We start from the raw sequence: 25,559 nt of genomic DNA on the forward strand, positions 1-25,559 counted from the left end.
GGCTCAGACCTCCACGTCGGGCGCGTTCAGTTCGGGCGAGTCCTCGTCCTCGATGGCGGAGTCGGGCAGGTAGATGCGGGTCGCCGCGGTGATGACCACGTCGTCTTCGGCGGAGATGGCGGCCTCGCGGCCGCTGACCATGCCGCTGTCGGAGGTTATCTCCACGTCCGTCTTCGCCGAGGCGATGTTCGCGCCGACGACGAAGATGTTGCCCTCGGCGTCGACGAGGATGTCGCCGTCGCCGAGCATGACCACGCCGTTGAGGTTGACGCCGCCGCGGGCGGAGTCGATTTCGAGGTCGGCGTTGTCCTTGACGCCCGAGAGGCCGGCCCCGGCGAGGTCGACGCCGTCCGCGCCGTCGATGCGGACGTCGCCCTTGCCGCTGATGTCGGCGCTCCGGGCGCTGACGAAGCCGTTGGTCGAGGTGACAGCGAGGAGGTTACGGTCCTGCGTGACCGTCAGTCCGCTGTTGTCGATGTCGATGTCGCCGCCGGCCTCGATGGTGAGGTCGGCGTTGCTGCCCTGCGTGACCGACGCGCCGGAGAGGTCGATTTCGTCTCCCGCGGTCACGTCGATGTTCTTGCCCGAGACCGAGGTGACGCTCACGCCGACCGCGGCCAGAGAGCCGCTTCCGGCGTCGATGTCGATTCGGCTGTTCGAGCCGGTCGCGACGACGTCGACGTGGAGCGAGACCCCGTCGCCCGCGAGGGTGATGTCCTCGTCGGAGACGATGGTTCGGACGCTCGGCGGGACGACGAGCCGGTCGGAGCCGGCGTCGTAGACGATGTCGCCGCCCGTGCCGGTGTTGTTGACGCGGTAGTCCGCGCCGTCGAACTCGCCGTTGCCGTCCACGTCAGCGTAGACGAAGCCGGGGTCGCCGATGGCGGCCACGAGCCCGCGGAGCGGGTCGGTGACGCCGCCCTCGCGGAGCTGCACGTCGAAGGTCACGCGGTCGACGTTCGCGCCCGCGGAGTCCTCGACGACCACGTCGAACTCGTCGGAGACGACGCCGTCGACGCTGCTCGTCGCGGTGTAGATGAACGTCGCGCGGCCGTCGCCGTCGGTGACGGTCGAGATGGTGCCGGTGTCGCGCGCGATGATACGCCCGCTCTCGGCGGTCAGGCCGGGGCTGGCCTTGACGACCGCGTTGGGGACGGGGTTGTTCTGCGCGTCGCGGACCTCGACGACGGCCCGGTGGGTCGCACCGGGCGGGACGACGGCGTTGTCGCCCGCGACGTCGACGATGTAGGCGGGTTCTTGGAGCGCGCCGGGGGTGTCGATGCCGACCCGCGAGAGCCGCAGGTCGTACGTCTTGCCGGGCGCGAGTTCGACCGTCAGGGTGTTGTAGTCGGCTCCGGTCGCGTAGGCGATAGAGCGGACGTTGGGTTCGTCGGCCAGCAGGTCGCGCCACGCGTCTTCGGAGAGCCGAGTGGGGACCGAGATGGTGATGGGCGTGCCCGCGTCGGTGACCGTGATGTAGTCGGTGCCGGCGCTCAGGGGGACGACGCTGAAGGTCGCCGCCTCGCCCGTCGCGGTGTCGATGTCGCCTTCGAGGAAGACGAGAGACACCTTGGTCCCGTCGACGAGCGACTGGGTCGCGCCGACCTCGCCGCCGCCGTAGGCGGTGTACTGCGCGGTCCCCTCGTGGACGAGCGAGGGTTCGCTCTGGAGGTACCGGTAGTCGGGTCGGTAGACGAACTGCTGGGTGTCGAACGCGTGTTCGGAGCCGTCCCAGTAGGTGCCGGTCTCGCCGGTCGCGACCGCGCCGGAGATGCGGGCCGTCGCGGGGTCGGTCGTCCGGAGGCTGCCGGAGCCGGCCGCGGGCGAGACGAACAGCGCGCGGGTCGGGTAGTCGACGCCGGCGTCGAGGGTCGCGCGGGTCTGCCGGCCGTCGACGGCCTTGGCGACGCTCTCGTCGAACGCGGCGAAGTCGGTCTCGGCCGCGGTGAGGTGTTCGAATTCGGTCTGTTGGTTCCACGCGGGGACCGCCGAAACCTGCACCATCGCGACGAGCGAGACGACGAGCGCGAACGCGAGCATCGTGCCGAGGATGGCCGAGGCTCCGCGGCGGTCACCGCGGAGGTGCGAGCCGCGGCGGGCCTCGCCCGCGACGAACCCGCGCAGTACGTGCCTGAGGGGCGATTGCGTGTGTTGGTTGGGAGTGTTGTGAGTCATGGCCTTACACCAGTGCGAAGGCGACGAGCGCCAGCGCGGACAGTCCGAGGGCGTACTTCAGCCCGCTGAGGGCGCTGTTGTCTGCCAGTTTTCCGGCGAGGAGTCCGCTTCCGACCGCCTGAATCAGCGCGGAGTGGAAGAACACCACGTGGAAGTTCGCCAGCGGCACCGACGAGATGCCGATGGGGAGCGACTGTCCGTCCATCGACGCGGACGCCGACGGTCCGGTCATCTCGGCGAGGGGGCCGAGGTAGCTCGCACCGAGCATCAGGATGACGAACAGGTAGACGAAGTACCCGATGACGACGATGGCGATGTACGAACCCATCGCGCGACTGCGGGACTTTTCGAGCTTGTACCGGTTGCGAGTGTCCTCCGCGGCGACGCTGAGGACGCGCGAGAGGTCGCCGCTGGTGCGGCCGCCGCTGGCGATGAGCCGGATAACCCGCGAGAGCTGCGGGACGTTGAGCCGGCTGGCGAACGCCATGAGCGCCGCGTGGGCGTCGTGGTTCCAGCGGATGTCGTTGCGGAGCGCGCGGAGTTCGTCCGCGAGCGCGCCGTTCGACCAGCGGGAGACGAGCGCGAGCGCCTCGACCAGCGGGATACCCATCTGGTTGGCGCTCGACAGCAGGTTCAGCGTGTCGGGGAAGCGCCGTTCGAGCGTGCGCTCGCGGCGGGTCCGAAGCTCGTGGAAGACCGTCAGGGGGACCGCGACGATGGCGAACGGGAGGACGACGAACCAGACCGTCGTGTTGTACGGGTTCGCGAGCATGGCGTCGAGCGTCGGCGTCGCGAGGCCGAGCACGAGGACGCCGACGACCGACAGGACCGCGAGGGGCACCGTGACGACCGCCGAGAGGTACGGCTGGCGGCGCATGATGTCGAGCGGGTCGCCGACGAGCGTCCGAAGCTCGTACACCGCGTTTTCCCGGCGGTAGTCGTCGAGTCGTTCGTCGACGAAGCCGCCGTCGGAGGCGACCTTGCCGCCGCCCCAGCGGGCCTCGCGGGCGCGCTGGACCTCGCGGCGCATCGCGCCGAGGAAGTTGGCCACGACCGTCCGAATCTCTTCGAGGACGGTCACGTCGTGTTTCGTCCGGACCGTGTCCTGCGTGTACGGCGAGGAGAGCACGTCCACGAGGAGCAGGAACAACGCCATCCCCAGCGGGAAGATGAGGTAGTTCAGGGCGTACAGCTGGACGAGCGTGTCGCCGCCGAGGAAGCTGATGACCATCAGGGTGACGATGAGCAGCAGCGGCGCGGCGACGAACGCGGCGACGAACACCTCGGAGAGCATCGACAGCGTCTCGATGAAGTCCTCCTGCTCGTCGCGGGCCTCTTCGAGGTACGTCGCGGACTCGCGGTCGAGGAAGGCGGTCACATCGCCGCCGGAGTCGAGGACCGAAAGGAGGTCGTCGAGGAACTGCTCGAAGTTAATCGAGGGCGTCAGGTTCCGGGAGTTGCGGAGCGCCGTGAACAGGTCGTTGCCGAACAGGTCCATGTCGCGGGCGATCATCTCGAACTCGCGGGACACCTCGCCGTAGTCGGGCGCGTCGGCGACGGAGCGGATGACTTCGAGGAAGCTCATCCCGCCGTGGCTGAGCGCGTACATGTAGACGATGGCGTGCGGGAGCAGGATGTCGATGCTCCGGCCGCGCATCTCGGCGCGGCTCTTGGGGAGGTAGTACCGGGCGTAGTAGGTCCCGGCGGCCGCCAATCCGCCGACGAGGCCGACGAGGGCCGCGCCGAGGATGGGCACCTTGTAGGGGAGCAGGGGAACGACGTACTGCGCCGCGATGCCGAAGCTCACGGGGCTCGACGCGTTCGCCAGCACGCCCGCGCGGGCGAGGACGAAGGTGAGCGCGAGCCCGACGAGCGAGCCGAACACCGCGGTGACGAACGCCAGTTTGAGCGACTGCGTGAGGTACAGGTCGTAGGTCGTACCCACGCGGGTCTGGTTCAGCCAGCGCTGGAGGTCGCGGTGGCCCGCCGGGTTACGCTTGAAGTACGTGCGGACGTACCCGTAGCGCTGGCGGAGCCGCTTGACCTCCTCGGGCGACTCGTCGAAGTGTTCGCGCGGGAAGTACTGCTCGACCTCGTAGTCGGGCAGGGGAACCGAGGACGACGAGTCAGCGGGCATCGTCGGCCTCCCGGTCGTCGTCGTCGCTCACGGCTTCGTCCGCGTCCGAGGCGTCATCGGCCGGCGCGGGGCCAGCCTCCGCGATATCGTCGAACTCGGTGGCGTCGTCGCTGTCGACGACTTCGGAGTCGTCAGCGTCCGAGGCGTCGTCAGCGACGGTATCGGCATCGTCATCGCCGACGACTTCCCAGCCATCGGCGGCAGCGTCAGCGTCAGCGTCAGCGTCGCCGTCGCCGTCCGCGCCGTCGTCCAACTCGATGTCGAACAGGTCAGCGAGCAGGCGCTCGGTCTCGGGCGAGACCTCGATTTCGTCGTCGTCGAGGTCGTCCCCCGCGGCGTCGTCCTCGTCACCCTCGTCGACGGAGACCAGCGAGGTCTCGGCGTAGACGTGCGCGAGGAGGCCTTCGCGGTCGCGCTCGAAGCGGCGAATCATCGCGGAGACCGTCAGGTAGTCGTCGACGCCCGAGGCGGCGATGTACCGGAGCACGTCGGCGCGAACGTCGAGTTCGTACTGCAGGTCTGCCTTGGTCCAGCCGCGCTCGGCGGCGATTTCGTCGAGGACGACCGAGTCGCCGACGCGCTCGTGGGCGTCGTTCTCGGGGTTGCGCTTGAACACGTCGCGGAGTTCGACCTCGCCGTCGTCGTCGACGCCGGCGATTTCGGTGACGGCGATGTTCCGGCGGGTCCGGTCGCCGTCGAGGTGAATCTGCTTTTGCACCGAGATGATGTCGAGGTCCGAGAGCATCTGGGCGGGCACGCCGAGGGGCTCGTTGCGCATGCGGTGGACCACGCCCTCCGAGGAGTCGGCGTGGAACGTCGTGTACGCGGTGTGGCCCGTGGCGATGGAGTGGAAGAACGTCAGTGCGACGCGTTCTTCCGTGCGAATCTCACCGACCAGCAGGTACTCGGGGCGCTGTCGGAGCGCGGCCTGCAGGAGCGCGTACATCGACACCTCGCCGCGGCCGTCGGCCGTGAACGTGTCGCGGGTGACGGACTGAATCCAGTTGTCGTGCGGGAGGGTGATTTCGCGCGTGTCCTCGATGGAGACGACCTTCGCGTGGCCGGGGACGAAGAAGGACACCGCGTTCATCGAGGTGGTCTTCCCGGAGCCCGTGCCGCCCGCGAAGATGAGCGAGCGGTTGTTCTCGATGGCGAGCCAGAAGTACGCCATCTGCTCGACGCTGAAGGTGTTCCAGCGCACGAGGTCGACCGGCGACAGCGGCACGTCCGAGAACTTCCGGATGGTGAAGTTCGACCCGCGGGTGGCGACGTCGGAGCCGAGAGTCAACTGGACGCGGGAGCCGTCCGGGAGGCTCGCGTCGACGAGCGGGTCGGAGACGGTCACCTGCTTGCCCGCGCGTTGCGCGAGGCGGATGGTGAACGACGAGAGGTCGCCGTCGTCGAAGACGACGTTCGTCGGCACGTCCCGGTAGACGCTGTGGAAGACGTAGACCGGCACGTCGTCGCCGTCACAGGAGATGTCTTCGATACCCGGGTCCCGCATCACGGGGTCGATGCGGCCGAAGTGGATGAAGTCGCGGAGCAGGAAGTAAAACAGCTTCCAGAGCGACCCCTCTTCGACCGTCGCCGCGTGTTCGGTGATTATCTCGCGGGCCTCGTCGTCGAACACGTCCTCGCGGTCGCCGTCGGCGTCGAGGTCGCGGTACAGGAGGCTGTTGCGCAGAATCTTCGTCAGGTCGTCGCGCACGAAGTCCTCGAAGTCGTCGAGGCGCGGTTCGCTCACGTGGTACCGGTGTTCGCGCTTCTCGTGGTCGTACAGGATGGAGACGAACGCGAAGGGCTTGTTCACCCAGTAGTGTTCGACGGCCTCGACGCCCTCGAGGAACGAGAAGTCGAAGAACTGGTCTTCGATGAACGCCTCCGAGGGCGTCGGCGCGAACGCCGTCTCGTCGTCGATTTCGGCGAAGAACGCCTTCACCTCGCGGAGGACGGCCTCCCGGAGCGTTTCCGGGCGGTCTTCGTCCGCCGCTTCGTCGTCGGTGGGGTCTTCGACGGGGCCGTATTCGATGCGGTCCGACGCGGGGACCGGTAGTTCACTCGCGCGGGCGGCCATCGCCTCCGGACCGGTCGTGGGGACCAGTTCGGCGGTGCCGGCACCGTCTGCTCGGAACGATTCTTCGCCATCGCGGCGGTCAGTCTGGGAGTTCTTGTCAGGAGACGCCATTCTCTGGAAATACTGAACGGTAGGAACGGCTGTAAGTATGGAGCGACTAGATGAGCGAATTCGGCCGGTTAGGCCCGAACTACCGGCGTATTCCGGAATTCATCTGGTCCGTTCTCGACGGGGAATCGAAGCGGGGGCGTCCCCAACCCCGCCCGCGAGAGAGTGGCAATTGAGTTACAGTATTCGGCCGCGCGCACCGTTCACGGCCGACGCGTCGGCGAGAAACGACGATATTCAGCGTAAGAACAGTGTTACCAATAGGCACAGGCCGTCTGTCGTCGGAATTCCATCCTTCAGCCCCGTCGTGGCCTTGCGATTTCGGTCCTTCCTAGCGGGTGGAAACGGGACGAACCTTCAAGAGAAGCGGCGTTGTATGTAAGGATGTATTATGGATATTGCTGATATCGCCACTCCTGATTTCATCGAGGTCGACGTTGACGAGCGATTAGGCAAAGTCCGCTCCATCTTCGAGCGGGAAAACCCTAAGGGCATCATCGTCCAGGACGACGGCGAGTACGCGGGCGTCATCGGTGAGAAGCAGCTCATCAACTCGCACGTCGAAGACAACACCAAAGCGGCCGCGCTGACGAAGGCCGTCCCCAAGATAGACCGTCACGAGAACGTGCGCGAGGTCGCGCGCATGCTCGTCGAGGGCAACACGAAGGTCGCGCCGGTCTACGAGGGCGAAAAACAGTACGGCATCATCACGCAGGACGCCATCCTCGAGGCCGTCCTCGACAACCTCGACGCGCTGACCGTCGAGCAGATTTACACCGACGACGTGGTCACCATCGGCGAGCGCGACCACCTCGGACAGGCCATCAACCGCCTCCGCGAACACGGCGTCTCGCGGCTGCCGGTCGTCGACCGGGACGGCCGCCTCGCGGGCATCCTGACCACGTACGACCTCGTCGAGTTCATGGTGCGCGACGAGGGTCGGCAGGGCAAACAGGACCGCCGCGGCGACACCGACCGCATGCTCGACCTCCCGGTCTACGACCTGATGAGCAGCCCGGCGCGCACGGCGACGCCCGAAGAGAGCGTCCGCGACGCGGTCGCGCGCATGCTGGAACACGACATCGCCGGGCTCGTCGTCACGCCCGCCGACGACGACGGCGAGGTCCTCGGCGTGGTGACCAAGACCGACGTGCTCCGCGCGCTCACCTACACCGAAGAAGAGCAGATGGACGTGCAGGTCACGAACATCGGCCTCCTCGAGACGCTGAGCCGCGCCGACATCAACTCGGCCATCACCGAGGTCGCGGACAAGTACCAGCGGATGAGCGTGCTCCACGCCCACGTCCGCTTCCACGAGCACAAGGAGAAGCTCCGCGGCACGCCGCTCATCCAGTGCCAGATTCGGCTCCGCACGAGCCACGGCCAACTGGCCGGCAGCGGCGAGGGCTACGGCGCGGAACACGCGTTCCACGTCGCGCTCGACAAGCTCGAACGCAACGTGCTCGAAGTCAAGGGCTTCGAGGCCGACGAGCGCTACCGCGGTCAGCTCCTCCGGAAGCTGAACGAGCTGTAACGCCGACGCACCGGTCACACCGGTACGCCCGAAATCGAAACGCGAACGGAACACAGGAGCAGGATCGGGCCGGGTCGTCCGCCCGGTCGCGTCGACCTTTTTCTACACGTCAGTCGTCGAGAGCCCGCGGTCCGTTATCTTGAACGTCGCCGTCTCCCCGGCGGGTTTCGCGCGGTGCTTTTCGAGCGTCGCCCGGCGGTTGCCGCCGCGGAAGCGGTCGAGGCGGACGACGGTGCCGGTCCAGTGTTCGAGGGTGTGGCCGCCGAGCGCCCGCGTCCGGTCGGTGTCGGGGTCGGAGTACACTTGATTCGTCAGGACGACCGCGAGGTCGTGTTTGCGCGCGAGCGACAGCAGGTGCGTGACCTGCCGGGCGACCCGACGGAGCGCCTCGCCGCCGTCGCCCTCGGCGGTCCGTTCGAGCCGGTAGAAGCCGGTCGCGGAGTCGAGGACGATGAGGTCGGCGTTGGGGGCGAACTCCTCGGCGTCGCGGACGGCCTGTTCTTGGTCCTCGAAGTCGTACGCCTCGCTTATCATCAGCCGCGAGGTCACAGACTCCACGTCCTCGGGGGCGACCGCCTCCGCGAGCTGTTGGAAACGGTCGACCGACAGTCCCTCGGTGTCGATGTAGACGACGGTGCCGCCCGCCGCGGCGACCCGGACCGCCGCCGAGAGCGCGACGTTGGTCTTGCCGGCCGCGGAGGGGCCGTACACCTGCGTGACGGTGCCGCGTTCGAACCCGCCGTCGAGGAGGTCGTCGAGCGCCGTGCACCCGGTGGAGACTGACTCTGTCACGTCAGGTGGTGGGTGCCACCGGCCGAAAAAGACCCCGGTCGCCCGCCGCGGTACGGGCCGCCGCTTCGGCGCCAGTCCGCGACCGTCGAGGGCGACCCGCGCACGACGGTTTATTCGTCGCCGTCGCCAAGGGAGGGACGTGATAGTCGTCGCCACCGCGGACTTCGACCTCTACCACGAGGCCGTGTCCGAACTCCGGAGCCGAGGAGTCGCCTTTACCACCGTCGAGCCGGGCGACCCGCTTCCCGAGCGGGCGCGGGTCCTCCTTACCGGCCCGGACGACGACCTCGACGGCGTCGATACCGGCGGCGACGTGACCCGCGTGACCGCGACCGGCGACGACGCGCGCCGCGCCGTCGACGAGGCGCTCGCGAGCCTCCGCGGCGGCGACGGACGGACCGTCGTCGGGGTGGACCCCGGAACCAGACCCGGCGTCGCCGTCCTCTCGGGCGAGACGGTCGTCGCCGCGTTCCACGTCCCGCTTTCGGACGCCGTCGAGGTCATCCGCCGCGAGACCGAGGACGCGGTCGACCCCGTGGTCCGCATCGGCGACGGCGCGCGCCTGCAGGGCGCGAAGCTCATCAACGACCTCGACGACGTCGCGGTCGAACTCGTCGACGAGACCGGAACGACGCCGTACCTCGGGACCGGCGCGCGCGGCATGGGCGACGTGCTCGCCGCGGTGAACATCGCCCGCCGGGACGGCGAGCGCATCGAATCCCGCGAGATAGAACCGACCGAGGGCGAACTCACGCGCATCAAGGCGCGCTCGCGCGAGGCGTCCGAGGACAACCGCACCATCGACGACGCGCTCGCGCGCCGCGTCGCCGGCGGGGAACTGAGCATCGACGAAGCGCTGGACGAACACCGCTCGCGCGAGGAGTGAGCGTCGCGGCGGCGGTTTCGACGCCGTTAACGGCCGCCTAACGGTGCTCTACGCGACCGGTCGAGTGGGCCGTGATTCGAGCGGTCGACGGGGAAAGAACGCTATTAACGTGACTCTCGGTTTATGAGACGCACCCTCCCCGATTCATACCTACGTTCTCCCGACGCGTATCTCGTGTCGCATGAGCACATCACGCACCCCCGAAGTCGGGCGACGGACGTACCTGAAGGCACTCGGCGTCGGCGCGCTCTCGCTCGGCGCGTTCGCCTCGCCCGCGGCGGCGCACCGCGGGGCGCTCCAGCGCGAACTCGCGTCGGTTCGGGCGGCCACGTCGAAGTACGCCGACGTTCGGAAGGCCATCGCGGACGGCTACGTCCTCGGCAGTCCGTTCGTGCCGGGCATGGGCTACCACTACGTGAACCACCACTACATCATCGAGAACTACGACGACGAGGTCGATATCACGAAGCCCGCCGCGCTCGTCTACGGGAAAAACGAGGGCAACGGCAAGGAGGAACTCGTGCTCGGCGCGGCCGAGTACCTGTTCGACGAAGTGCAAGAATACGAGGGGCCGTTCCCGGACCCGTTCCACGGCGACAGCGACGACGGCATGTGGGGCTTCGCCGGTGGCCACTGGGGCCTCCACGCGTGGGTCCACGTGAACAACCCCGCGGGGACGTTCGCGCCGTTCAACTCCCGGCCGCAGTTCAACGAGAAGTGACCTGACGGGTCGGCCGCGGCCGCTTTTTTCGGCGAATCGTTCCGGACGGTGAGCCTCGCGAATCGCTTATTCGCCGTCGTTAGACGCCACCGCGTCCACGGCGCAGCGCATGACCTCGCGGACGGGAAGTCCCGTCTCGGTCGCCACGGCGAGCGCGTCGTCGTACTCTGCGCTTCGGTCGTAGACGACGCCGTCGGCGTCGCTTCCGACCTTGACGCTCACCTCGTACTCGTCGCCGTCGACAGCGAGCGTCGCCGTCTCGAACTCGCGGCGGGCGGTCCAGCGGTGCCCCGCCCCGTGTTCGCGGATTCCGAGCGTGCCGGTCTCGACCGCGAGGCGATAGGCGACGCGCTCGGCGTCCTCGGGCTTGACGACGACCTTGACGAGGTGGCCGGGGCGGGACTTCTTCATCGTCGTCGGAATGATGGTCACGTCGCGCGCGCCGGCGTCCTTCAGGGTCTCCTGTAGCCCGCCGAGGACTTCGGGCGTCGCGTCGTCGAGGTTCGTCTCGAGGACGGAAATCTCGTCGCGGACGAGCCGGGAGCCGCCGTCGCCGACGACCGCGCGGAGGACGTTCGGCCGGTCCGGGAAGTCCCAGCCGCCGGCCCCGTAGCCGGACGACTCGACCGACATCGACGGGAGCGTCTCGACGCCCTCGGCGAGGTGCGCGAGGATGGCCGCGCCCGTGGGGGTGAGCAGTTCGGCCTCGACGGGGCCGCCGCGGACCGACCAGTCGGCCGCCGCGGTGATGTTGAGCACGGCGGGCGCGGGGACCGGGTAGGACCCGTGGCTCATCTCGGCCTCGCCGCCGCCGACGGCGACCGGGCCGGTGACGACGCGGTCGACGCCGAGGTCGTCGAGGAGGAGACAGACCCCGACCACGTCGGCGATGGCGTCGTCCGCGCCGACCTCGTGGAAGTGGGTCTCGTCGAGGTCCGTGCCGTGGACCTCGGCTTCTGCCTCGCCGAGCACGCGGAAGATGGCCGTCGCGTCCTCGACCACGCCCGCCGGGAGGCCCATCGACTCGACGAGTTCGACGACCTCGGGGTAGGTCCGGTGCGGGCCGTGACCTTCGGCGTGGGTGTGGCCGTCGTGAGAGTGCGAGTGACCGTGGTCGTGCGAATGCTCGTGGTCGTCGTGGGAGTGCGAGTGACCGTGGTCGTGCGAGTGCTCGTGGCCGTCGTCGTGGTGGTGAGTGTGCTCCTCGTCGTGAGCGTGGTCGTGGTGGCGGTACTGATGTTGGTGGCTGTGCTCGTCTTCGCCGTCGCCGTCGGCGTCGTTGTCGGAGTCGCCCCCGTCGTCGCCGTCGGCGCGCAGGCGTCGGTGGTCGTCGCCGTGGCCCTCGCCGCGGGGGTCGCCGCCGTCGGTCTCCGCGAGGAGCACGTCCACCTTGGTCGCGAGGATGCCGTTTTTGTCGACCTCGTGGACGCGGTAGGTCACGTCGAGGGCGTCTTCGACGGGCGAGAGGACGGACGGGTCGGCACCGGCGGCGACGAGCGCGCCGAGGAGCATGTCGCCGCTGGCACCCATCCGGCCGTCGAACGCGAGGAGTCGCATGCGTGAACCGTCGTGTTCGAGAGTAAAAACGCCAGCCATCGACGCGCCGAGGCCTGTCCAGTCGGTAGGGATTAGTAGCCGCCCGCCCTACGGTGTGCTAGGCTGTAACCACGGGAGGACGGTGCCTCGGGCCGACCGGGGAAGGACTTATCCGATGGCCTCTCACAGGTATCAGCATCCCCGCGAGGTAATCATGAACGAAGTCCAACTCGAAGTGGCGAAAGCGTACCCGAACGACTCGGGGCGCGGTATCGCCCGTCTTGATCCGGACACCTTGCTCCATCTCAAGCTCTCGCCGGGAGACATCATCGAGATAGAGGGAGGAAAAACGACCGCCGCGAAGGTGTGGCGGGCAGACCGGCAGGACTGGAACACGGATACGGTCCGCATCGACGGGTTCACTCGGCAGAACGCCGACGTGGGCATCGGAGAGCGGGTCACCATCCGCAAGGCAGAGGCAACGAAGGCCGACAAACTCGTGTTGGCGCCGCCCGAAGAGGCGAGCGTCCAGTTCGGGTCCGACGCGGCCGGCATGGTCAAACGGCAGATTCTCAAGCGGCCCGTGGTCGAACGCGACATCGTCCCGGTGATGTCGAGTACGAACCACCCGTTCATGCGGTCGCCCGGACAGGCGATTCCGCTCATCGCCGTCGAGACGAAGCCCGACGGCGTCGTCCTCGTCACCGAGGACACCGACGTCGAACTCCGCGAGGAGCCCATCTCGGGCTTCGAGAAGGCCGGCGGCGGCATCACCTACGAAGACATCGGCGGGCTGACCAACGAGATTCAGCGCGTCCGCGAGATGGTCGAACTGCCGATGAAGCACCCCCAGATATTCAAGAAGCTGGGCATCGAGCCCCCGCAGGGGGTGTTGCTCCACGGCCCGCCGGGCACCGGGAAGACGCTTCTCGCCCGCGCGGTCGCCAACGAGACTTCGGCGAGTTTCTTCTCTATCGCAGGGCCGGAGATCATCTCGAAGTACTACGGCGAGTCAGAACAGCAGCTCCGCGAGATATTCGAGGACGCCAAAGAGGAGTCGCCGAGCATCATCTTCATCGACGAGCTCGACTCCATCGCGCCCAAGCGCGAGGACGTGACCGGCGAGGTCGAACGCCGGGTCGTCGCCCAGTTGCTGACGATGATGGACGGGCTCGAAGCCCGCGGACAGGTCATCGTCATCGCGGCGACGAACCGCGTCGACTCGGTCGACCCCGCGCTCCGCCGCCCCGGTCGCTTCGACCGCGAAATCGAAATCGGCGTGCCGGACGAGGAGGGCCGCAAGGAAATCCTCCAGATTCACACCCGCGGCATGCCGCTTTCGGACGACGTCGACCTCGACGACCTCGCCGACGACACCCACGGCTTCGTCGGTGCCGACATCGAGGCGCTGACGAAGGAAGCCGCGATGAAGGCGCTTCGGCGCTACCTCCCCGAAATCGACCTCGACAGGGAGGACATCCCGCCGAGCCTCATCGACCGCATGGTCGTCAAGAACGACGACTTCGGCGGCGCGCTCGGCGAGGTCGAGCCCTCGGCGATGCGCGAGGTGCTCGTCGAGATTCCGAAGGTGACGTGGGAGGACGTCGGCGGTCTCGAAGGGCCCAAACAGAAGGTCCAAGAGAGCGTCGAGTGGCCGCTGACGACGCCCGAGAAGTTCGAGCGGATGGGCATCGAGGCCCCGAAGGGCGTGCTCCTCTACGGGCCGCCCGGCACGGGGAAGACCCTGATAGCGAAGGCCGTCGCCAACGAGACGAACGCGAACTTCATCTCGGTGCGCGGTCCGCAGCTGCTCTCGAAGTGGGTCGGCGAGTCGGAGAAGGCGATTCGGCAGACGTTCCGCAAGGCGCGACAGGTCTCGCCGACCATCATCTTCTTCGACGAGCTGGACGCGCTCGCCCCCGCCCGCGGCAACGACATGGGCAACAACGTCTCCGAGCGCGTCGTCAACCAGCTCCTGACGGAGTTAGACGGCCTCGAAGACGCGGGTAACGTCATGGTCATCGCGGCGACGAACCGCCCGGACATGATCGACCCCGCGCTCATCCGCTCGGGTCGGTTCGACCGCCTCGTGCTCATCGGCCAGCCCGCAGAGGAGGGCCGCGAGCAGATTCTCGACATCCACACGCAGCGGAGCCCGCTCGCGCCCGACGTGAGCCTCCGCGAAATCGCGGAGATAACCGACGGCTACGTCGGCTCCGACCTCGAATCCATCTGCCGCGAGGCGGCCATCGAGGCGCTCCGCGAGGACTCCGACGCCGAGGAAATCGAGATGCGCCACTTCCGCAAGGCGATGGAGTCGGTCCGGCCGACCATCACCGAGGAACTGATGCGCTACTACGAGGACATCCAAGACCAGTTCAAGGGCGGTTCCCGCGAGGGCCTGTCGCCCGACACCCGCGACGGCGGCCGCATCGGCTTCCAGTAAGCCGGACGGTCGGCGGTCGCTTGTCTGGTTTTTCTTCTTATCTCCCGAAAAAGAAGCGACGCGTCGGTGTGTGGCGCGCGCTCAGAACAGCAGCGAGTCGTCGTTGTCTATCATGTAGAGCGTCCGCGCCGCCACGTTGACGGCGTGGTCACCGATGCGTTCGAGGTCGCGCACCGTAAGCAGGAGGCGGCGCACGTCGACGAGGGCGGTCTCGGGTTCGAGGTCGCCGTCGCCCTCGAAGTCGTCGCCGCTCATGAGGTCGCGGACGATGCTCTGCGACGCGTTGTCACACATCGTGTCGAGGCTGTCGTCGCGCTCCGCCACGGACCGACAGAGGTCGGTGTCTTCGGTCTCGTAGGCGTCCATCGCCTGGTCGACCATGTCGAGCGCGGCGTCGCCGATGCGGCGGATGTCGACTTCGGTGTAGACGTCGTTTTCGGCGTCGATGGCGTACTGCGCGAGGTTGGTCGCGAGGTCGCCGATACGTTCGAGGTCGGTGATGATCTTGAACGACGCCGCGATGAATCGCAGGTCGCCCGCGACGGGCTGTTGGAGCGCGAGCAGGTCGATGCAGTCCTGCTCCAAGTCGAGGTAGATGCGGTTGATTTCGTGGTCGCCCTCGATGACCTCCTGGGCCTTCCGCTCGTCTTTATCTTCGAGCGCGTCGAGGGCGTACCGAACTCGCTCCGAGACGAGTTCGCTGAGATACAACACGTCCTCTTCGAGCTGATTGAGGCGAGATTGGTACGTGTTTCTGGCCATACGTGACGTTCCGACAGGCGAAGTGAAATTCCTTGTGATGGTTTCGGTGACTGAGCCGCCGATACGTCCCGAACGACCGTGTCCGATACGCCCCGAACGACCGTGTCCGATACGCGACGCCGAAACGCGGGCGTCGGGTCGGCGATGCGGACCGAGCGTGGCACAAAACGAGCCGCGAACCGCGCGAGCGAGAGCGGGTTATCCGAACTTGCCGGTGATGTAGTCTTCGACGCGCTGGCTCTCGGGGTTCTCGAAGATCTTCTGGGTGTCGTTGAACTCGACGAGTTCGCCGCCGGTGAGGAAGACGGCGGTCTTGTCGGAGATACGCGCCGCCTGTTGCATGTTGTGGGTGACGATGACGACGGTGTAGTCCTCGGCGAGTTCCTCGACGAGGTCTTCGATTTGCGAGGTCGCCACGGGGTCGAGCGCCGAGGCGGGCTCGTCCATGAGCAGCACCTCGGGGTCGGTGGCGATGGCGCGGGCGATACAGAGGCGCTGTTGTTGACCGCCAGAGAGGTCGAGACCGGACTCGTGGAGGCGGTCTTTCACCTCGTCCCAGAGGGCGGCGCGCTTGAGCGACTCCTCGACGACCTCGTCGTAGTCGGCGTCGATGCCCTGAATCTTCAGGCCGTAGACGACGTTCTCGTAGATGCTCTTCGGGAACGGGTTCGGCTTCTGGAACACCATGCCGACGCGGCGGCGGAGCGCGACGGGGTCGACGTCGTCGTCGTAGACGTTCTTGCCGCGGAGCGTGAGTCCCCCCTCGACGCGGGCGACGTCGATGAGGTCGTTCATGCGGTTGATACAGCGGAGGAACGTGGACTTCCCGCAGCCGGAGGGACCGATCATGGCGGTCACGCTGTTTTCGGGGATGTCCATCGAGATGTCGGTGAGCGCGTGGTCGTCGCCGTACCAGACGTTGATGTTATCCGAGCTGATGACGGTCTCGGCGTCCCGCCCCACCGAACTCTCCGACGCAGAGAGCCCGTCGCTCACGTCGGTTTCGACGAGCATCTCGTCGTTCGTCGGGTCCTCTGTTCCGTTCATGGCTTGCTGTTCTCCCTCGGGTGCTTTGTCTCTTTGGCTCATTGGTGGTGTTCAGTTTTCACTTTCGAACTTGTTGCGCAGGACGATGGCGATGGAGTTCATGGCGAGGAGGACCGCCAGGAGGACGACGACGCCCGCCGGGACGGCCTTCGTGTAGAAGTCCTCGCTGGCGAACAGGCTGGACCACGCGTACACCTGCAGGGGCATGGCGCTCACCTTCGAAGTGAGCTCCGTCGGCAGGCTGAAAAGCACGTTCGGCGCGCCGATCATGATGAGCGGCGCGGTCTCGCCGATAGCCCGGCCGAGCGCGAGGATGGTCCCGGTCAGGATGCCGGGGAACGCCTCCGGGAGGACGACGTTCTTCACCGTCTGCCAGCGCGTCGCGCCCATGCCGTAGGACGCCTGCCGCATGTCGCTGGGAACCGCCCGAATCGCCTCGCGCGAGGAGATGATGACGATGGGCAGGATGAGGAGCGCGAGCGTCGCGCCGCCGATGAGGACCGTCCCCGTCGGCTGGCCGAGGTAGGTGACGAACACGCCGAGTCCGAGCAGGCCGTAGACGACCGAGGGGACGCCGGCGAGGTTCGAGATGTTCACGTCGATGAATCGGGTGAAGGCGTTGTCCGGGGCGTACTCCTCGAGGTACACCGCCGCGCCGACGCCGAGCGGGAACGAGAGGGCGGCGACCGTCGCCATCAGCAGGATGGAGCCGCCGATGGCCGGGTAGAGGCCGGCGTTCTCCGCGGTCCCGCTGTGGGCGCTCGTGAGGAACTGCCAGTCGACCCACGACTGCGGGCCGGCGAAGCCGAGCGCGTCGACCGCGACCGCGCCGACGAGCGACCCACCGATGACGACCGCGGCCAACAGGAGGCCGATTCGCTCCTGTTCGCGGGTGACCGCCGCGCCGCCGGCGTAGGCCAGCGTCGGGACGAACGCGACCGACGTGACGACGGCGGCGGCGTTGGCGTCGACGCCGAGCGTCGGACCGACGACGGCCGCGAGACCGGTCAGGACGAGCGCGGACGCGCCCGCGGCGAGGCCCGCGGTGGTGTCCTCACGGATGCGGGCGACGTACTGACCGACGACGACCGCGGCCACGCCGCCAAGGACGAGCGTCAGAATCATCCAGTCGGCGGGGACCACGGGGAGTTGACGGACGATTTCGGGGATGCTGTGGAAGTACCCCGGCACGCCGACGAGCGAGAGAATAAACGCGGCACCGGTCGCGGCGACGCGGAGGGTAAAGGGAATCTGCTGTTCGTACTTGGTCAGGACGACCGTGAGCGCCGCCGGAACGAGGAGGCCGACGACGTACGACAGGCCGGTCAGCGGCGGGACGATGTCGACGAAGACGATGGCGACGCCGCCACTGAACAGCAGGAACACCCCGAGCATCCCGATGACCATCCCGCCGAGCTTGAGCGCCGGGACGTTCCGGCGGGCGAGATAGCCGCCGACGACCGCCGTGGGGACGACGAGCGTCAGGAAGAAGGTGAGATGCCAGCCGAGGTCGGCGGTGAGCGGGCGAATCGCGTCGTTGGCGACGTAGACGAGGAGGACGGCGAGCGTGACGATGCCGAACATCGTCGCGCCCAAAAGCAGGTACCGGAAGACGGTTCCGGCGGTCCGACTGACCTGTCCGAACCCGTCTGCGTAACTCGATTCGGTGTCGGTCGACATCTCAGTACGCCTCCCGGTAGCGTCGCGAGACGTAGTCGCTGATGACGTTCATGATGAGTGTGATGACGAAGAGCACGAGGCCGATGGCGAACAGGCTGCGGTAGGCCAGGCCACCGCCGGTGATGTCACCGGTGAGAAGCTGGACCATCGCGGCGGTCATGGGCAGCGCGCCTTCGAGGTACGACGCGGGGTTGAGCGGGTTGAGGAACTTCGCCTGCGCGCCCGCGGCGACGGTGACGGCCATCGTCTCGCCGATGGCGCGCGAGAGCGCGAGGATGAACGAAGAGAAGATACCGGAGAGCGCGGCGGGGACGACGATGCCGGTCGAGACGTCGAACTTCGTCGCGCCCATGCCGTAGCCCGCCTGTCGGAGTTCGTCGGGGACGGCGGACATCGCGTCCTCGCTGATGGAGGCGACCATCGGGATGATCATGATGCCGACGACGATGCTCGCAGAGAGCATGTTGAACGTCCCGATGCCGGGGAAGACGACTTCCAGCGCCGGCGTGATGTAGATGAGCGCGAAGAAGCCGTAGACGACGGTCGGGACGCCGGCGAGGATCTCCAGCGCGGGTTTGAGAATCGAGCGCGCCTGTGCGCTCGCGTACTCGCTGAGGTAGATGGCGGTGGCGACGCCGAGCGGGAGCGCGATGACGGCCGACCCGATGGTGACCATCAGGGTCGCCGACACGAGCGCCAGCACGCCGAACTCTTGGCTGTGTATCTGCCAGGTGGTTCCGGTGAGGAAGTCGACGATAGACGCCGTCTCTCCCGCTACTCCCATCAGCGGGGCTGTCAGCGTGAAGAACTTGGACGCCTCCGTGATGAGGAGCCCGACGATACTGAGGGTCGTCACGACGGACAACGCCGCGCACAGGAAGAAGAACGACCGCGTCAGTAGCTCACGCGGAGAATTCTCCGTGTTCCGCGTGAGGTCGGTTTCGAGGTCATCTGTGCTCATTGGTTGGATTGAATCGTGGTATATGAAAAAGCGCTTCGTTAGCTGATTCTGTCGGGGAAGCGGCTAGTTGGCTTCCTCGATGGCCGCGTTGAGCGTGTCGAGCATCTCCTGTTGCTCGTCGTCGCCGAGCGGGACGTAGCCGACCTCGTCGGCGACGATTTCGCGGCTGGTGGAGTTCTCCATCCAGTAGCGGGCGAACTCCGCGACGTGTTCCTCCGCGAGCGACTCGCGGGCGGGGTAGGTGAACAGCGGGCGGGAAAGCGGGTTGTACTCGCCGGACAGCGCCGTGTCGAGCGACGGCTCGACGAACTCGCCGGCGTCGTTCTCGATGGGGACGGCCTGCACGGCGTCGGTGCTCTCGCTGTAGTACGCGAAGCCCATGTAGCCGATGGCGTACTCGGAGCCCTGGACGCCCTGGATGATGGTGCGGTCCTGTTCGGTTGCCGAGTAGTCCTGGCGGTGCCCCGGCCCTTCCTCGCCGATGATGGCCTCGATGAAGTAGTCGTACGTGCCGGAGGCGTCGGTGGGGCCGTAGATCTGAATCTCCTCGTCGGGCCACTCGGAGTTGACGTCCGACCACGTCGTCGGAGTCGACTCGGCCGAGAAGATGGTCTGGAGTTGCTCGACGGTGAGGCCCTCGCCGATGAAGTCGTTGTCGTTGTTGACGATGACCGTCAGCGCGTCGGTGGCGACTTTGAGTTCGACGGGGGTCACGTCGTTGTCCTCACACTGCGTCTCTTCTTCGCCCTTGATGGGGCGCGAGGCGTTGTTGAAGTCGGTCTGACCCGTACAGAAGTAGTTCGCGAAGCCGCCACCGGAGCCGGTGGACTGGAGGTTGATATTGACCTCGGAGTGCTCGGTCTGGAAGCGCTCGCCCATCGCGGTCGCGAGCGGGAACACCGTCGAGGAGCCGGCGATGTCGATGGTTCCCGAGAGCTCGTTGCTCCCGTCGCCTGACGAGTCCCCACCCTCGGAGTCGCCGCCGGAGCCGCCCTCACCGTCGGTGTTGTTCTCCGTACACCCGGCGAGTCCAGCGAGACCGGCCGCGCCCGAGGCAATCAGGAACTTACGCCGCGAAAGACCACTGTCCGAGTTACGCGTCATCGATTTTGACGAGCCGATTTTGGCGTAAATACCCTGCTATGACAACTATATAGAGATATGTTCCGGTATATCCACAACGGTTGATAACGTGTGACAAGAACGGGGCGAAATCGGCGAAAGCAGCCGATTGTTCCATTCGCGACCGTCTCGTGCGCGAACTTTCGCCGACGTGTCAGAAAACGCGGGGGCACGGGCCGACGGGCGCGGCGCAAAACAACTACTGAGTGGGCAGTGTTTCGAGCCCGAATCGGCACGAATCACGTTCGGTAGCGCTCATCACATAAAATACGACTTCGATATATAGAGATAGACAGTTTTATTGTGTATTGAGAACCACCCACGGACATGGTCGAAACCCGAAAGGTGCAGGTGACGGGCGGTTCCACCTACACCGTCTCGATTCCCAAAGATTGGGCGACGGACAACGGCGTCTCGGCGGGGAGCGAAGTCGAGTTCTACCCGGAGGGGGACTCGCTGTTCTTGACCCCTCGCTCGGAGGAAGAACGCACCGAGGGCACCCTCGACATCGCGACCCTCGAAGGGGACGAACTCACCCGCGCCGTCATGACGATGTACGTGAGCGGGTTCGACATCATCGCGCTGGAGAGTTCGCGCATCACGACCGACCAGCGCCGGACCATCCGCGAGGCGACCCAGAGCCTCGTCGGCCTCGAAGTGCTCGAAGAGACGCGCGACCGGGTCGTCATCCGCGACCTGCTCGACTCCTCGGAGCTCTCCATCCACAACGCGGTCACCCGGATGCGGCTCATCTCGCTTTCGATGCTCGAAGACGCCATCGCGGCCATCGCCGAGCAGGACGACGACATGGCCCGCGACGTCATCCAGCGCGACGACGACGTCGACCGCCTCTGGATGGTCGTCTCCCGAATCTTCCGGGCGACGCTCCGGACTCCGAAGGCCGCGGAAGAACTCGGCCTGCCCCGCGAGATCTGCTTCGACTACCAGTCCGCCGCCCGGCAACTGGAGCGCATCGGCGACCACGCGACCAAAATCGCCCACCTCTCTTTGAACTTCGAAGAGCCCGTCGACGGCGAAATCGTCGAGGCGATTCAGGAGCTGTTCGAGGAGGCGAAGGCCGTCGTCAACGGCGGTATGGACGCGCTGTTCGCCGACGAGAGTGACGAGGCGAGCCGCCTCGCCAACGAGTCCCGCGAGGCCGTCCAGGCCATCGACGCGAGCGCCCGCGGCATCGACGAACACCTCCGCGGCCTCGACCCGGCCCGGGCGCAACTGCTCGGTCTCATCGTCGACTCCGTCTCCCGGAGCGCCGACTACGGCGGCAACATCGCCGAGACGGCGCTCCAGAAGGCCGCGCCGACGCCCTGACCGACCACGAGCGACCAGCCGCGACGCCGCTTTTGTCGCTCACTTCTTGTTCCGGATTCGACTTCGACCGAACCACGCCCGCGAGCGACGGCCGCGGGGCTCACGGGGTAAAACAGTCGAGCCGCGCCGAAACGACGACGCGGGGAGAGAGACTTACTCTTCGTCGACGACGACGGCGTTGACCTGCCCGTCCTGACCGGGGCGGGAGGTGACGCGGGCGCGGCCGGCGCTCGTGTCGATGATGGAGCCCTTCGTGATGATGTTCCGGCGGGCGTAGTTGACGTTCGACGGGTTGTCGATGACGCCTTCGATGTCTGCCTGCGTCACGTCGGAGCCGTCGGCGACCTGCGCGACGTTCGTCGAGAGGGCGCGGACCTTCTCGTTGTTACCGCGGGAGTCGATGATCTGGAACCGGGGCTCGCCGACCGTCGTGGCGGCGGGTTCGCGGCCCAGCTGGTAGCGCTTCTTGTTTCGGGACGGCTTGCGCCGACCGCCGGTCCGCTTCCGCTTGGAGCGTCCTTGGTCCTTCATACGGGGTAAAAACCTCGGTGACTACTTGAATCGCTCGAATCGGTGCTCGGCGGAGACGGGTGACACCACGTCTCTCGGGCGCGATGGCAACGCAAACCGTTTAGTTCGCCCGCGCCCGCCGTCGAACCGATGAGTCTCGACGTCACCGTCGCCGTCCCCTTCCGGCAACACGGCTCGACCCGCCTCGGCGAGGGCGAGTTCGTCGTCGCCCTGTCGCTCGACCGCGACTGGTTCTCCCCGGACCAGGCGAAGCGCCTCATCGACCTCGCCGCGGGCCGCGGCCTCGTCGAGCGCGACGACGGCGAGGTCGTCGCGACGTTCGACCCCGCCGAGGTACGGATACCCGAGGAGTTCGAACCCGACGCCTCCGTCCTCCGCGAGCAGTCGGCGTTCGAGCAGATTCTCGACGCCTGCGTCGCCGCCGGCATCGAAAAACAGGCCGCCGTCGCCGGCATCAACGAGCGACAGTCCCGCCTCGGCGTCACCGCCGAGGCCGCCGCGGTCCTCTTCGCACGCGCGAACGAGGTGAACGTGGACGACGCGGCCGAGAAAGCCAAGCGGTCGCTGGCCGAGTAGGCCGTTCGCACGCCGGCTCGCGCCCGCCAGCGAAGCGACACCCCGAAACCGTCCGGGCGCGAACGCCCGGCATGGTCGTCGATTCGCTCTCCGACGGGACACGCATCGCTCAACTGCTCGCCTCGGAGGTAACGGGCCACGAAGACGCCTTTTCCGTTCTCTCCGTCGTCGACGCCGACCCCGACGTGGAACCGACCGACGACGGCGCGCTCGCCTACGCGGTCGCCGCCGGCGACGAGCGCGTCGCCGAGGTGTACGTCCAGCCCGACCGCGCCCGCGTCGAGTTCCTCGCCCACCCCGACGTGACCGCCGAGGCCGCCTCCGAGGAGGGGCTTCGCGTCCGCCCGAAGGCGGTCCGACCGCCGCGGACGCTCGTGTTCGTCGAGGACGGCGCGCAGGTGAAGTGGACGCTCCCGGCGTTCCGCGCGCTGGTCGCGGCGCTCGAAGCCGAGGACCGAGACGAGTAAAACCCGCCCGCCGCGCGACCGACTCAGAGGTCCGCGACGAGTTCCGGAAGCGCCGTCGGCAGGTCGTCGTGGTGGATGTGCGCGACCGCCCGCGGGTCGGGGTCGTCACAGCCTTCGCCGAGCACCTGCACCGGGAGCAGCCCTGCGTCGTGCGCGCCGGCGATGTCGTGGTGGACGCTGTCGCCGACGTAGACGGTCTCTTCGGGCTCGGTCCCGAGCTCGTCGAGCAGGGCATCGAACGCCCGCCGGTCCGGCTTTCCGGCGGGGAGCGCGCCCGTCACGAGCGCCGTGTCGAAGTGGTCGCGCCAGCCGAGTTTATCGATTTTCGCCTCTTGGGCCACGACCGGCCCGTTGGTGAGGAGGCCGACGCGGTAGGTCGTCCGCAGGCCGGCGAGCATCGCCTCGACGCCCTCGACGGGGACGACCGCGTCGGTGATTCGTTCTCTGTACGCCGTTGCGACGTGCTCCGGGTCGACGGTGGAGTCGTGCTCGTCGAGGAGGGTCTCGAAGATGGGCGCGCGGGTCTCGCGCGTGAGGTTCTCCTGATGTGCCCGGAGATACGCCTCTCGGGTCAGCGGGGGCGCGCCCGCCGCCGCCGCCGCCTCCGAGAGAATCGTCTCGCGGTCCCGCGTCGGGACCGCGAGTGTGTAGTCGAGGTCGAACCCGACCGCGCTGACAGACATTCTCGGCGAAGCGTTGGCAACGGAGCGATATGAGCGTGCCGGGACCTGTCGAGGGGGCGACCCGTCGCGCGGCGGCTCGCCGCCGGCCAGTCCGAACGACCCCTCACCGGCGACGACAACCACTATACCCGTCGGCGACGACGCCGAGATATGACCCTCGACCCCGTCCACGTGGACGACATCGCGTCCATGGCGAGTTCCATCGCCGACTCGGTCGACGACGCCGACTACGACGACCTCGCGCGGACGGTCTGGGAATCGTGGCTCGACCCCCTCGAATCGCCCGACGGGGGACTTCCCATCGTCGAACCGCTCGGGGAACAGCGCCTCCACGCCGCCGCCATCGACGACGTGGCGCTCACCGAGTCGCCGTTTCCGACCGTCCACGGCCTCGACTCGGGGACCATCAACCCGACGACGTTCAAAAACGGGCTCGTCCTCGACGTGGCCCACGCCGCGATGGCCGCCGAGCCGTCGGACCTCGACCTCCACCGACACCGCTCTATCGTCATGGCGGCCCACACCCACGACCCGGTCCAGTTTTTCGACACCGACGAGTGGCTCCGGTCCGACGAGGGCTACGGCCGCCGGCGCGTCCTGAGCGTCCCGCGGGTCAACCGCTACGCCGAGGGCGTCGTCCACGCGCTCGCGCTCTACCTCGCCGAGAGCGCCCACGCGCTCGAACACGCCGACGCCGTCTCCGACCTGCTCATCCTCGACGGGCCGGTGTACCCGAAGGAACTCCTGAACTGGCGCGACCGCGACGCCGAGCTGAAGGACCTCGCGCGCGACGCGAAGCCGAAGGCGGTCGTCGAGAACTACATCCGACTCGTCGAGCGGTTCGTCGAGCGGGACGTGCCGCTCGCCGGCTTCGTGAAGAACCCCGGCGCGAAACACGTCGTCCGCACGGTCAGAAAACAGCTCGACGGGAACGACGCCGGCAGGCGACCGTGGGTCGACGACGCCGCCTTCTTCGTCAACCTGCTCGAACGCCGGGAGGGCCCCGACGGCGACGAGCGCCGCACCGAGGAGCTCACGTTCACGAGCTGGTTCGTCTCGCGCGGCGGGTCGGACCGACAACTGAGCGCCGAGGGCGAGGCGTTCGGCATCGAGCGGAAGCTCGACCCCGAGGCGTACACGGTGACGTTCTTCGTGCTGTACGACCCCCGAACCGACGTCTGCTACCGGGTCGAAGCGCCCTACGCGTTCACGAAGGACCCGGACCGCCGCGCCGACCTGATGCACCACGTCGTCCGCGACGTGGCCGCCACGCGCGGGCCGCCGCTGGCGGTCGAGAAGGCCGACGAACTCGCGCGGGTGAGCGTCGGCGAGAAGGCCGCGCTCAGACGAAAGCTCTCGGAGAAACTCGACTCGGACCAGATGAAGAGCTACGACAACATCCGCTGGGTCGACGCCGACGAGTGAGAGTGGCGCGCCCGAAGCGCGCGCCCCGGCGACCGACCGCCCTCAGAGCGACGCGTCGCCCTCGGGAGAGCCTTCGTCGGCGGAGCGGTCCGCCGCGTCCGGCTGTTCGTCCTCCGGGGTTCCCTCCTCTTCGGGCCGGACGACCTCCACTCGCACGTCGGCGGCGGAGACGCCGACCCGCGCGAACTGCGTCCTGACGTGTTCTTTCGCCGCCGACAGCGCCTGCTCGCGGGTGTCGAAGCCGCGGGGAAGCGGCGTGTCGAAGGCGACCCGAATCGTCCGGCCGTCGATTTCGGTCTCCGACCCGCCGCTTTCGACCTCGTAGAACTCGTCGCAGACCCAGACGTAGGGCGCGTCCTCGTCCGGCGCGCCGCGGTAGGTCGGCGCTTGCTCCCCCCGTTCGAATATCGTACCGGTGAGTGCCGTGCCGCCGCCGTGACCGCGGACCAATAACATAGCCGGGCTAGGTGCGCGACACGGAAAAGTCGTACGCGACGCCCCGAGAGCGCGTCATACGGGACCGTTCGACAGAGGAACCGCGCGCCGTCGCCGACGCGTGGCTTTTTA

General features: G+C 67.5%; 21 protein-coding genes. 8 read left to right on the forward strand and 13 right to left on the reverse strand.

Annotated features, from left to right (window positions below; genetic code table 11):
* Positions 1–3 precede the first annotated feature (3 nt).
* The 3 genes from DEQ92_RS11010 to DEQ92_RS11020 are packed head-to-tail and all read right to left on the reverse strand — an operon-like array spanning position 4 to position 6,497.
* Positions 4–2,175, reverse strand: coding sequence for a hypothetical protein (locus tag DEQ92_RS11010; protein ID WP_115820769.1), 2,172 nt, complete (start codon positions 2,173–2,175; stop codon positions 4–6).
* Positions 2,176–2,179: 4 nt separating this feature from the next.
* Complete coding sequence (locus tag DEQ92_RS11015) at positions 2,180–4,312, reverse strand: type II secretion system F family protein (protein ID WP_115820770.1); 2,133 nt, start codon at positions 4,310–4,312, stop codon at positions 2,180–2,182.
* Positions 4,302–6,497, reverse strand: a complete 2,196-nt coding sequence (locus DEQ92_RS11020) for a type II/IV secretion system ATPase subunit (protein ID WP_115820771.1) — start codon at positions 6,495–6,497, stop codon at positions 4,302–4,304. Before DEQ92_RS11020 ends, DEQ92_RS11015 begins: the two co-directional genes overlap by 11 nt.
* A gap of 388 nt (positions 6,498–6,885) precedes the next feature.
* On the opposite strand from DEQ92_RS11020, the gene DEQ92_RS11025 reads away from it, so the two are divergent.
* Positions 6,886–8,028, forward strand: a complete 1,143-nt coding sequence (locus tag DEQ92_RS11025; protein ID WP_004975340.1) for a CBS domain-containing protein — start codon at positions 6,886–6,888, stop codon at positions 8,026–8,028.
* Between the two features lie 102 nt (positions 8,029–8,130).
* On the opposite strand, the gene radB is transcribed toward DEQ92_RS11025, so the two are convergent.
* Positions 8,131–8,820 (reverse strand): DNA repair and recombination protein RadB, encoded by a 690-nt coding sequence (radB, locus tag DEQ92_RS11030; protein ID WP_115820772.1) that lies wholly within the window; start codon positions 8,818–8,820, stop codon positions 8,131–8,133.
* Between the two features lie 139 nt (positions 8,821–8,959).
* Here radB and DEQ92_RS11035 point away from each other — a divergent pair, with 139 nt between their 5' ends.
* Entirely contained in the window at positions 8,960–9,706 is a 747-nt protein-coding gene (locus DEQ92_RS11035) for a hypothetical protein (protein WP_004975344.1), read from the forward strand.
* 181 nt (positions 9,707–9,887) lie between these two features.
* Positions 9,888–10,427, forward strand: a complete 540-nt coding sequence (locus DEQ92_RS11040; protein ID WP_004975347.1) for a hypothetical protein — start codon at positions 9,888–9,890, stop codon at positions 10,425–10,427.
* 66 nt (positions 10,428–10,493) lie between these two features.
* Here the strand turns inward: DEQ92_RS11040 and larC are convergent, their stop codons facing one another.
* Positions 10,494–11,984, reverse strand: a complete 1,491-nt coding sequence (gene larC / locus DEQ92_RS11045) for a nickel pincer cofactor biosynthesis protein LarC (RefSeq protein WP_004975351.1) — start codon at positions 11,982–11,984, stop codon at positions 10,494–10,496.
* Between the two features lie 193 nt (positions 11,985–12,177).
* Here larC and DEQ92_RS11050 point away from each other — a divergent pair, with 193 nt between their 5' ends.
* The gene (locus DEQ92_RS11050) at positions 12,178–14,409 is read left to right on the forward strand and encodes a CDC48 family AAA ATPase (RefSeq protein WP_004975353.1); all 2,232 of its coding nucleotides are present in this window, start codon (positions 12,178–12,180) and stop codon (positions 14,407–14,409) included.
* A gap of 81 nt (positions 14,410–14,490) precedes the next feature.
* On the opposite strand, the gene phoU is transcribed toward DEQ92_RS11050, so the two are convergent.
* The 5 genes from phoU to DEQ92_RS11075 all read right to left on the reverse strand — a co-directional run bounded on the left by phoU (position 14,491) and on the right by DEQ92_RS11075 (position 19,963).
* The gene (gene phoU, locus DEQ92_RS11055) at positions 14,491–15,171 is read right to left on the reverse strand and encodes a phosphate signaling complex protein PhoU (RefSeq protein ID WP_004975354.1); all 681 of its coding nucleotides are present in this window, start codon (positions 15,169–15,171) and stop codon (positions 14,491–14,493) included.
* Between the two features lie 198 nt (positions 15,172–15,369).
* Positions 15,370–16,218 (reverse strand): phosphate ABC transporter ATP-binding protein PstB, encoded by an 849-nt coding sequence (gene pstB / locus DEQ92_RS11060; protein ID WP_004975356.1) that lies wholly within the window; start codon positions 16,216–16,218, stop codon positions 15,370–15,372.
* Positions 16,219–16,269: 51 nt separating this feature from the next.
* Positions 16,270–17,898, reverse strand: a complete 1,629-nt coding sequence (pstA, locus tag DEQ92_RS11065; protein WP_004975359.1) for a phosphate ABC transporter permease PstA — start codon at positions 17,896–17,898, stop codon at positions 16,270–16,272.
* A 1-nt stretch (position 17,899) separates the two neighbouring features.
* On the reverse strand, positions 17,900–18,859 hold the full coding sequence (gene pstC / locus DEQ92_RS11070; RefSeq protein WP_004975360.1) for a phosphate ABC transporter permease subunit PstC: 960 nt from the start codon (positions 18,857–18,859) through the stop codon (positions 17,900–17,902).
* Positions 18,860–18,922: 63 nt separating this feature from the next.
* A complete protein-coding gene (locus tag DEQ92_RS11075) occupies positions 18,923–19,963 on the reverse strand; it encodes a PstS family phosphate ABC transporter substrate-binding protein (protein ID WP_004975361.1) in 1,041 nt (346 codons plus the stop codon).
* A gap of 345 nt (positions 19,964–20,308) precedes the next feature.
* Between DEQ92_RS11075 and DEQ92_RS11080 the strand changes: the two genes are divergently transcribed.
* Positions 20,309–21,310, forward strand: a complete 1,002-nt coding sequence (locus DEQ92_RS11080) for a phosphate uptake regulator PhoU (RefSeq protein ID WP_115820773.1) — start codon at positions 20,309–20,311, stop codon at positions 21,308–21,310.
* 153 nt (positions 21,311–21,463) lie between these two features.
* On the opposite strand, the gene DEQ92_RS11085 is transcribed toward DEQ92_RS11080, so the two are convergent.
* Positions 21,464–21,841 (reverse strand): 30S ribosomal protein S8e, encoded by a 378-nt coding sequence (locus tag DEQ92_RS11085; protein WP_004975364.1) that lies wholly within the window; start codon positions 21,839–21,841, stop codon positions 21,464–21,466.
* A 129-nt stretch (positions 21,842–21,970) separates the two neighbouring features.
* Between DEQ92_RS11085 and DEQ92_RS11090 the strand changes: the two genes are divergently transcribed.
* Positions 21,971–22,417, forward strand: coding sequence for a DUF2240 family protein (locus tag DEQ92_RS11090; RefSeq protein WP_004975365.1), 447 nt, complete (start codon positions 21,971–21,973; stop codon positions 22,415–22,417).
* Positions 22,418–22,488: 71 nt separating this feature from the next.
* Entirely contained in the window at positions 22,489–22,884 is a 396-nt protein-coding gene (locus tag DEQ92_RS11095; RefSeq protein WP_004975366.1) for a hypothetical protein, read from the forward strand.
* A 23-nt stretch (positions 22,885–22,907) separates the two neighbouring features.
* Here DEQ92_RS11095 and DEQ92_RS11100 read toward each other — a convergent pair whose 3' ends face one another.
* Positions 22,908–23,567: an HAD family hydrolase gene (locus DEQ92_RS11100; RefSeq protein WP_004975368.1), complete on the reverse strand. Its 660-nt coding sequence runs from the start codon at positions 23,565–23,567 to the stop codon at positions 22,908–22,910.
* 150 nt (positions 23,568–23,717) lie between these two features.
* Here DEQ92_RS11100 and DEQ92_RS11105 point away from each other — a divergent pair, with 150 nt between their 5' ends.
* Positions 23,718–24,992: a DNA double-strand break repair nuclease NurA gene (locus DEQ92_RS11105; RefSeq protein WP_050459590.1), complete on the forward strand. Its 1,275-nt coding sequence runs from the start codon at positions 23,718–23,720 to the stop codon at positions 24,990–24,992.
* A gap of 42 nt (positions 24,993–25,034) precedes the next feature.
* Here DEQ92_RS11105 and DEQ92_RS11110 read toward each other — a convergent pair whose 3' ends face one another.
* Positions 25,035–25,448: a hypothetical protein gene (locus tag DEQ92_RS11110; protein WP_049905088.1), complete on the reverse strand. Its 414-nt coding sequence runs from the start codon at positions 25,446–25,448 to the stop codon at positions 25,035–25,037.
* Positions 25,449–25,559: the final 111 nt, after the last annotated feature.

This window comes from Haloferax sp. Atlit-6N, assembly GCF_003383195.1.
Lineage (GTDB): Archaea > Halobacteriota > Halobacteria > Halobacteriales > Haloferacaceae > Haloferax > Haloferax gibbonsii.

Excerpts from the sequence above, each read along its gene's own strand:
- DEQ92_RS11010 (WP_115820769.1), bottom strand. The coding sequence starts at position 2,175 with ATGACTCACAACACTCCCAACCAACACACGCAATCGCCCCTCAGGCAC.
- DEQ92_RS11020 (WP_115820771.1), bottom strand. The coding sequence starts at position 6,497 with ATGGCGTCTCCTGACAAGAACTCCCAGACTGACCGCCGCGATGGCGAA.
- DEQ92_RS11100 (WP_004975368.1), bottom strand. The coding sequence starts at position 23,567 with ATGTCTGTCAGCGCGGTCGGGTTCGACCTCGACTACACACTCGCGGTC.
- DEQ92_RS11050 (WP_004975353.1), top strand. The coding sequence starts at position 12,178 with ATGAACGAAGTCCAACTCGAAGTGGCGAAAGCGTACCCGAACGACTCG.
- phoU (WP_004975354.1), bottom strand. The coding sequence starts at position 15,171 with ATGGCCAGAAACACGTACCAATCTCGCCTCAATCAGCTCGAAGAGGAC.
- DEQ92_RS11105 (WP_050459590.1), top strand. The coding sequence starts at position 23,718 with ATGACCCTCGACCCCGTCCACGTGGACGACATCGCGTCCATGGCGAGT.
- DEQ92_RS11110 (WP_049905088.1), bottom strand. The coding sequence starts at position 25,448 with ATGTTATTGGTCCGCGGTCACGGCGGCGGCACGGCACTCACCGGTACG.
- pstC (WP_004975360.1), bottom strand. The coding sequence starts at position 18,859 with ATGAGCACAGATGACCTCGAAACCGACCTCACGCGGAACACGGAGAAT.
- DEQ92_RS11080 (WP_115820773.1), top strand. The coding sequence starts at position 20,309 with ATGGTCGAAACCCGAAAGGTGCAGGTGACGGGCGGTTCCACCTACACC.
- DEQ92_RS11015 (WP_115820770.1), bottom strand. The coding sequence starts at position 4,312 with ATGCCCGCTGACTCGTCGTCCTCGGTTCCCCTGCCCGACTACGAGGTC.
- larC (WP_004975351.1), bottom strand. The coding sequence starts at position 11,984 with ATGCGACTCCTCGCGTTCGACGGCCGGATGGGTGCCAGCGGCGACATG.
- DEQ92_RS11085 (WP_004975364.1), bottom strand. The coding sequence starts at position 21,841 with ATGAAGGACCAAGGACGCTCCAAGCGGAAGCGGACCGGCGGTCGGCGC.
- pstB (WP_004975356.1), bottom strand. The coding sequence starts at position 16,218 with ATGAACGGAACAGAGGACCCGACGAACGACGAGATGCTCGTCGAAACC.
- DEQ92_RS11025 (WP_004975340.1), top strand. The coding sequence starts at position 6,886 with ATGGATATTGCTGATATCGCCACTCCTGATTTCATCGAGGTCGACGTT.
- DEQ92_RS11095 (WP_004975366.1), top strand. The coding sequence starts at position 22,489 with ATGGTCGTCGATTCGCTCTCCGACGGGACACGCATCGCTCAACTGCTC.
- DEQ92_RS11075 (WP_004975361.1), bottom strand. The coding sequence starts at position 19,963 with ATGACGCGTAACTCGGACAGTGGTCTTTCGCGGCGTAAGTTCCTGATT.
- DEQ92_RS11090 (WP_004975365.1), top strand. The coding sequence starts at position 21,971 with ATGAGTCTCGACGTCACCGTCGCCGTCCCCTTCCGGCAACACGGCTCG.
- pstA (WP_004975359.1), bottom strand. The coding sequence starts at position 17,898 with ATGTCGACCGACACCGAATCGAGTTACGCAGACGGGTTCGGACAGGTC.
- DEQ92_RS11040 (WP_004975347.1), top strand. The coding sequence starts at position 9,888 with ATGAGCACATCACGCACCCCCGAAGTCGGGCGACGGACGTACCTGAAG.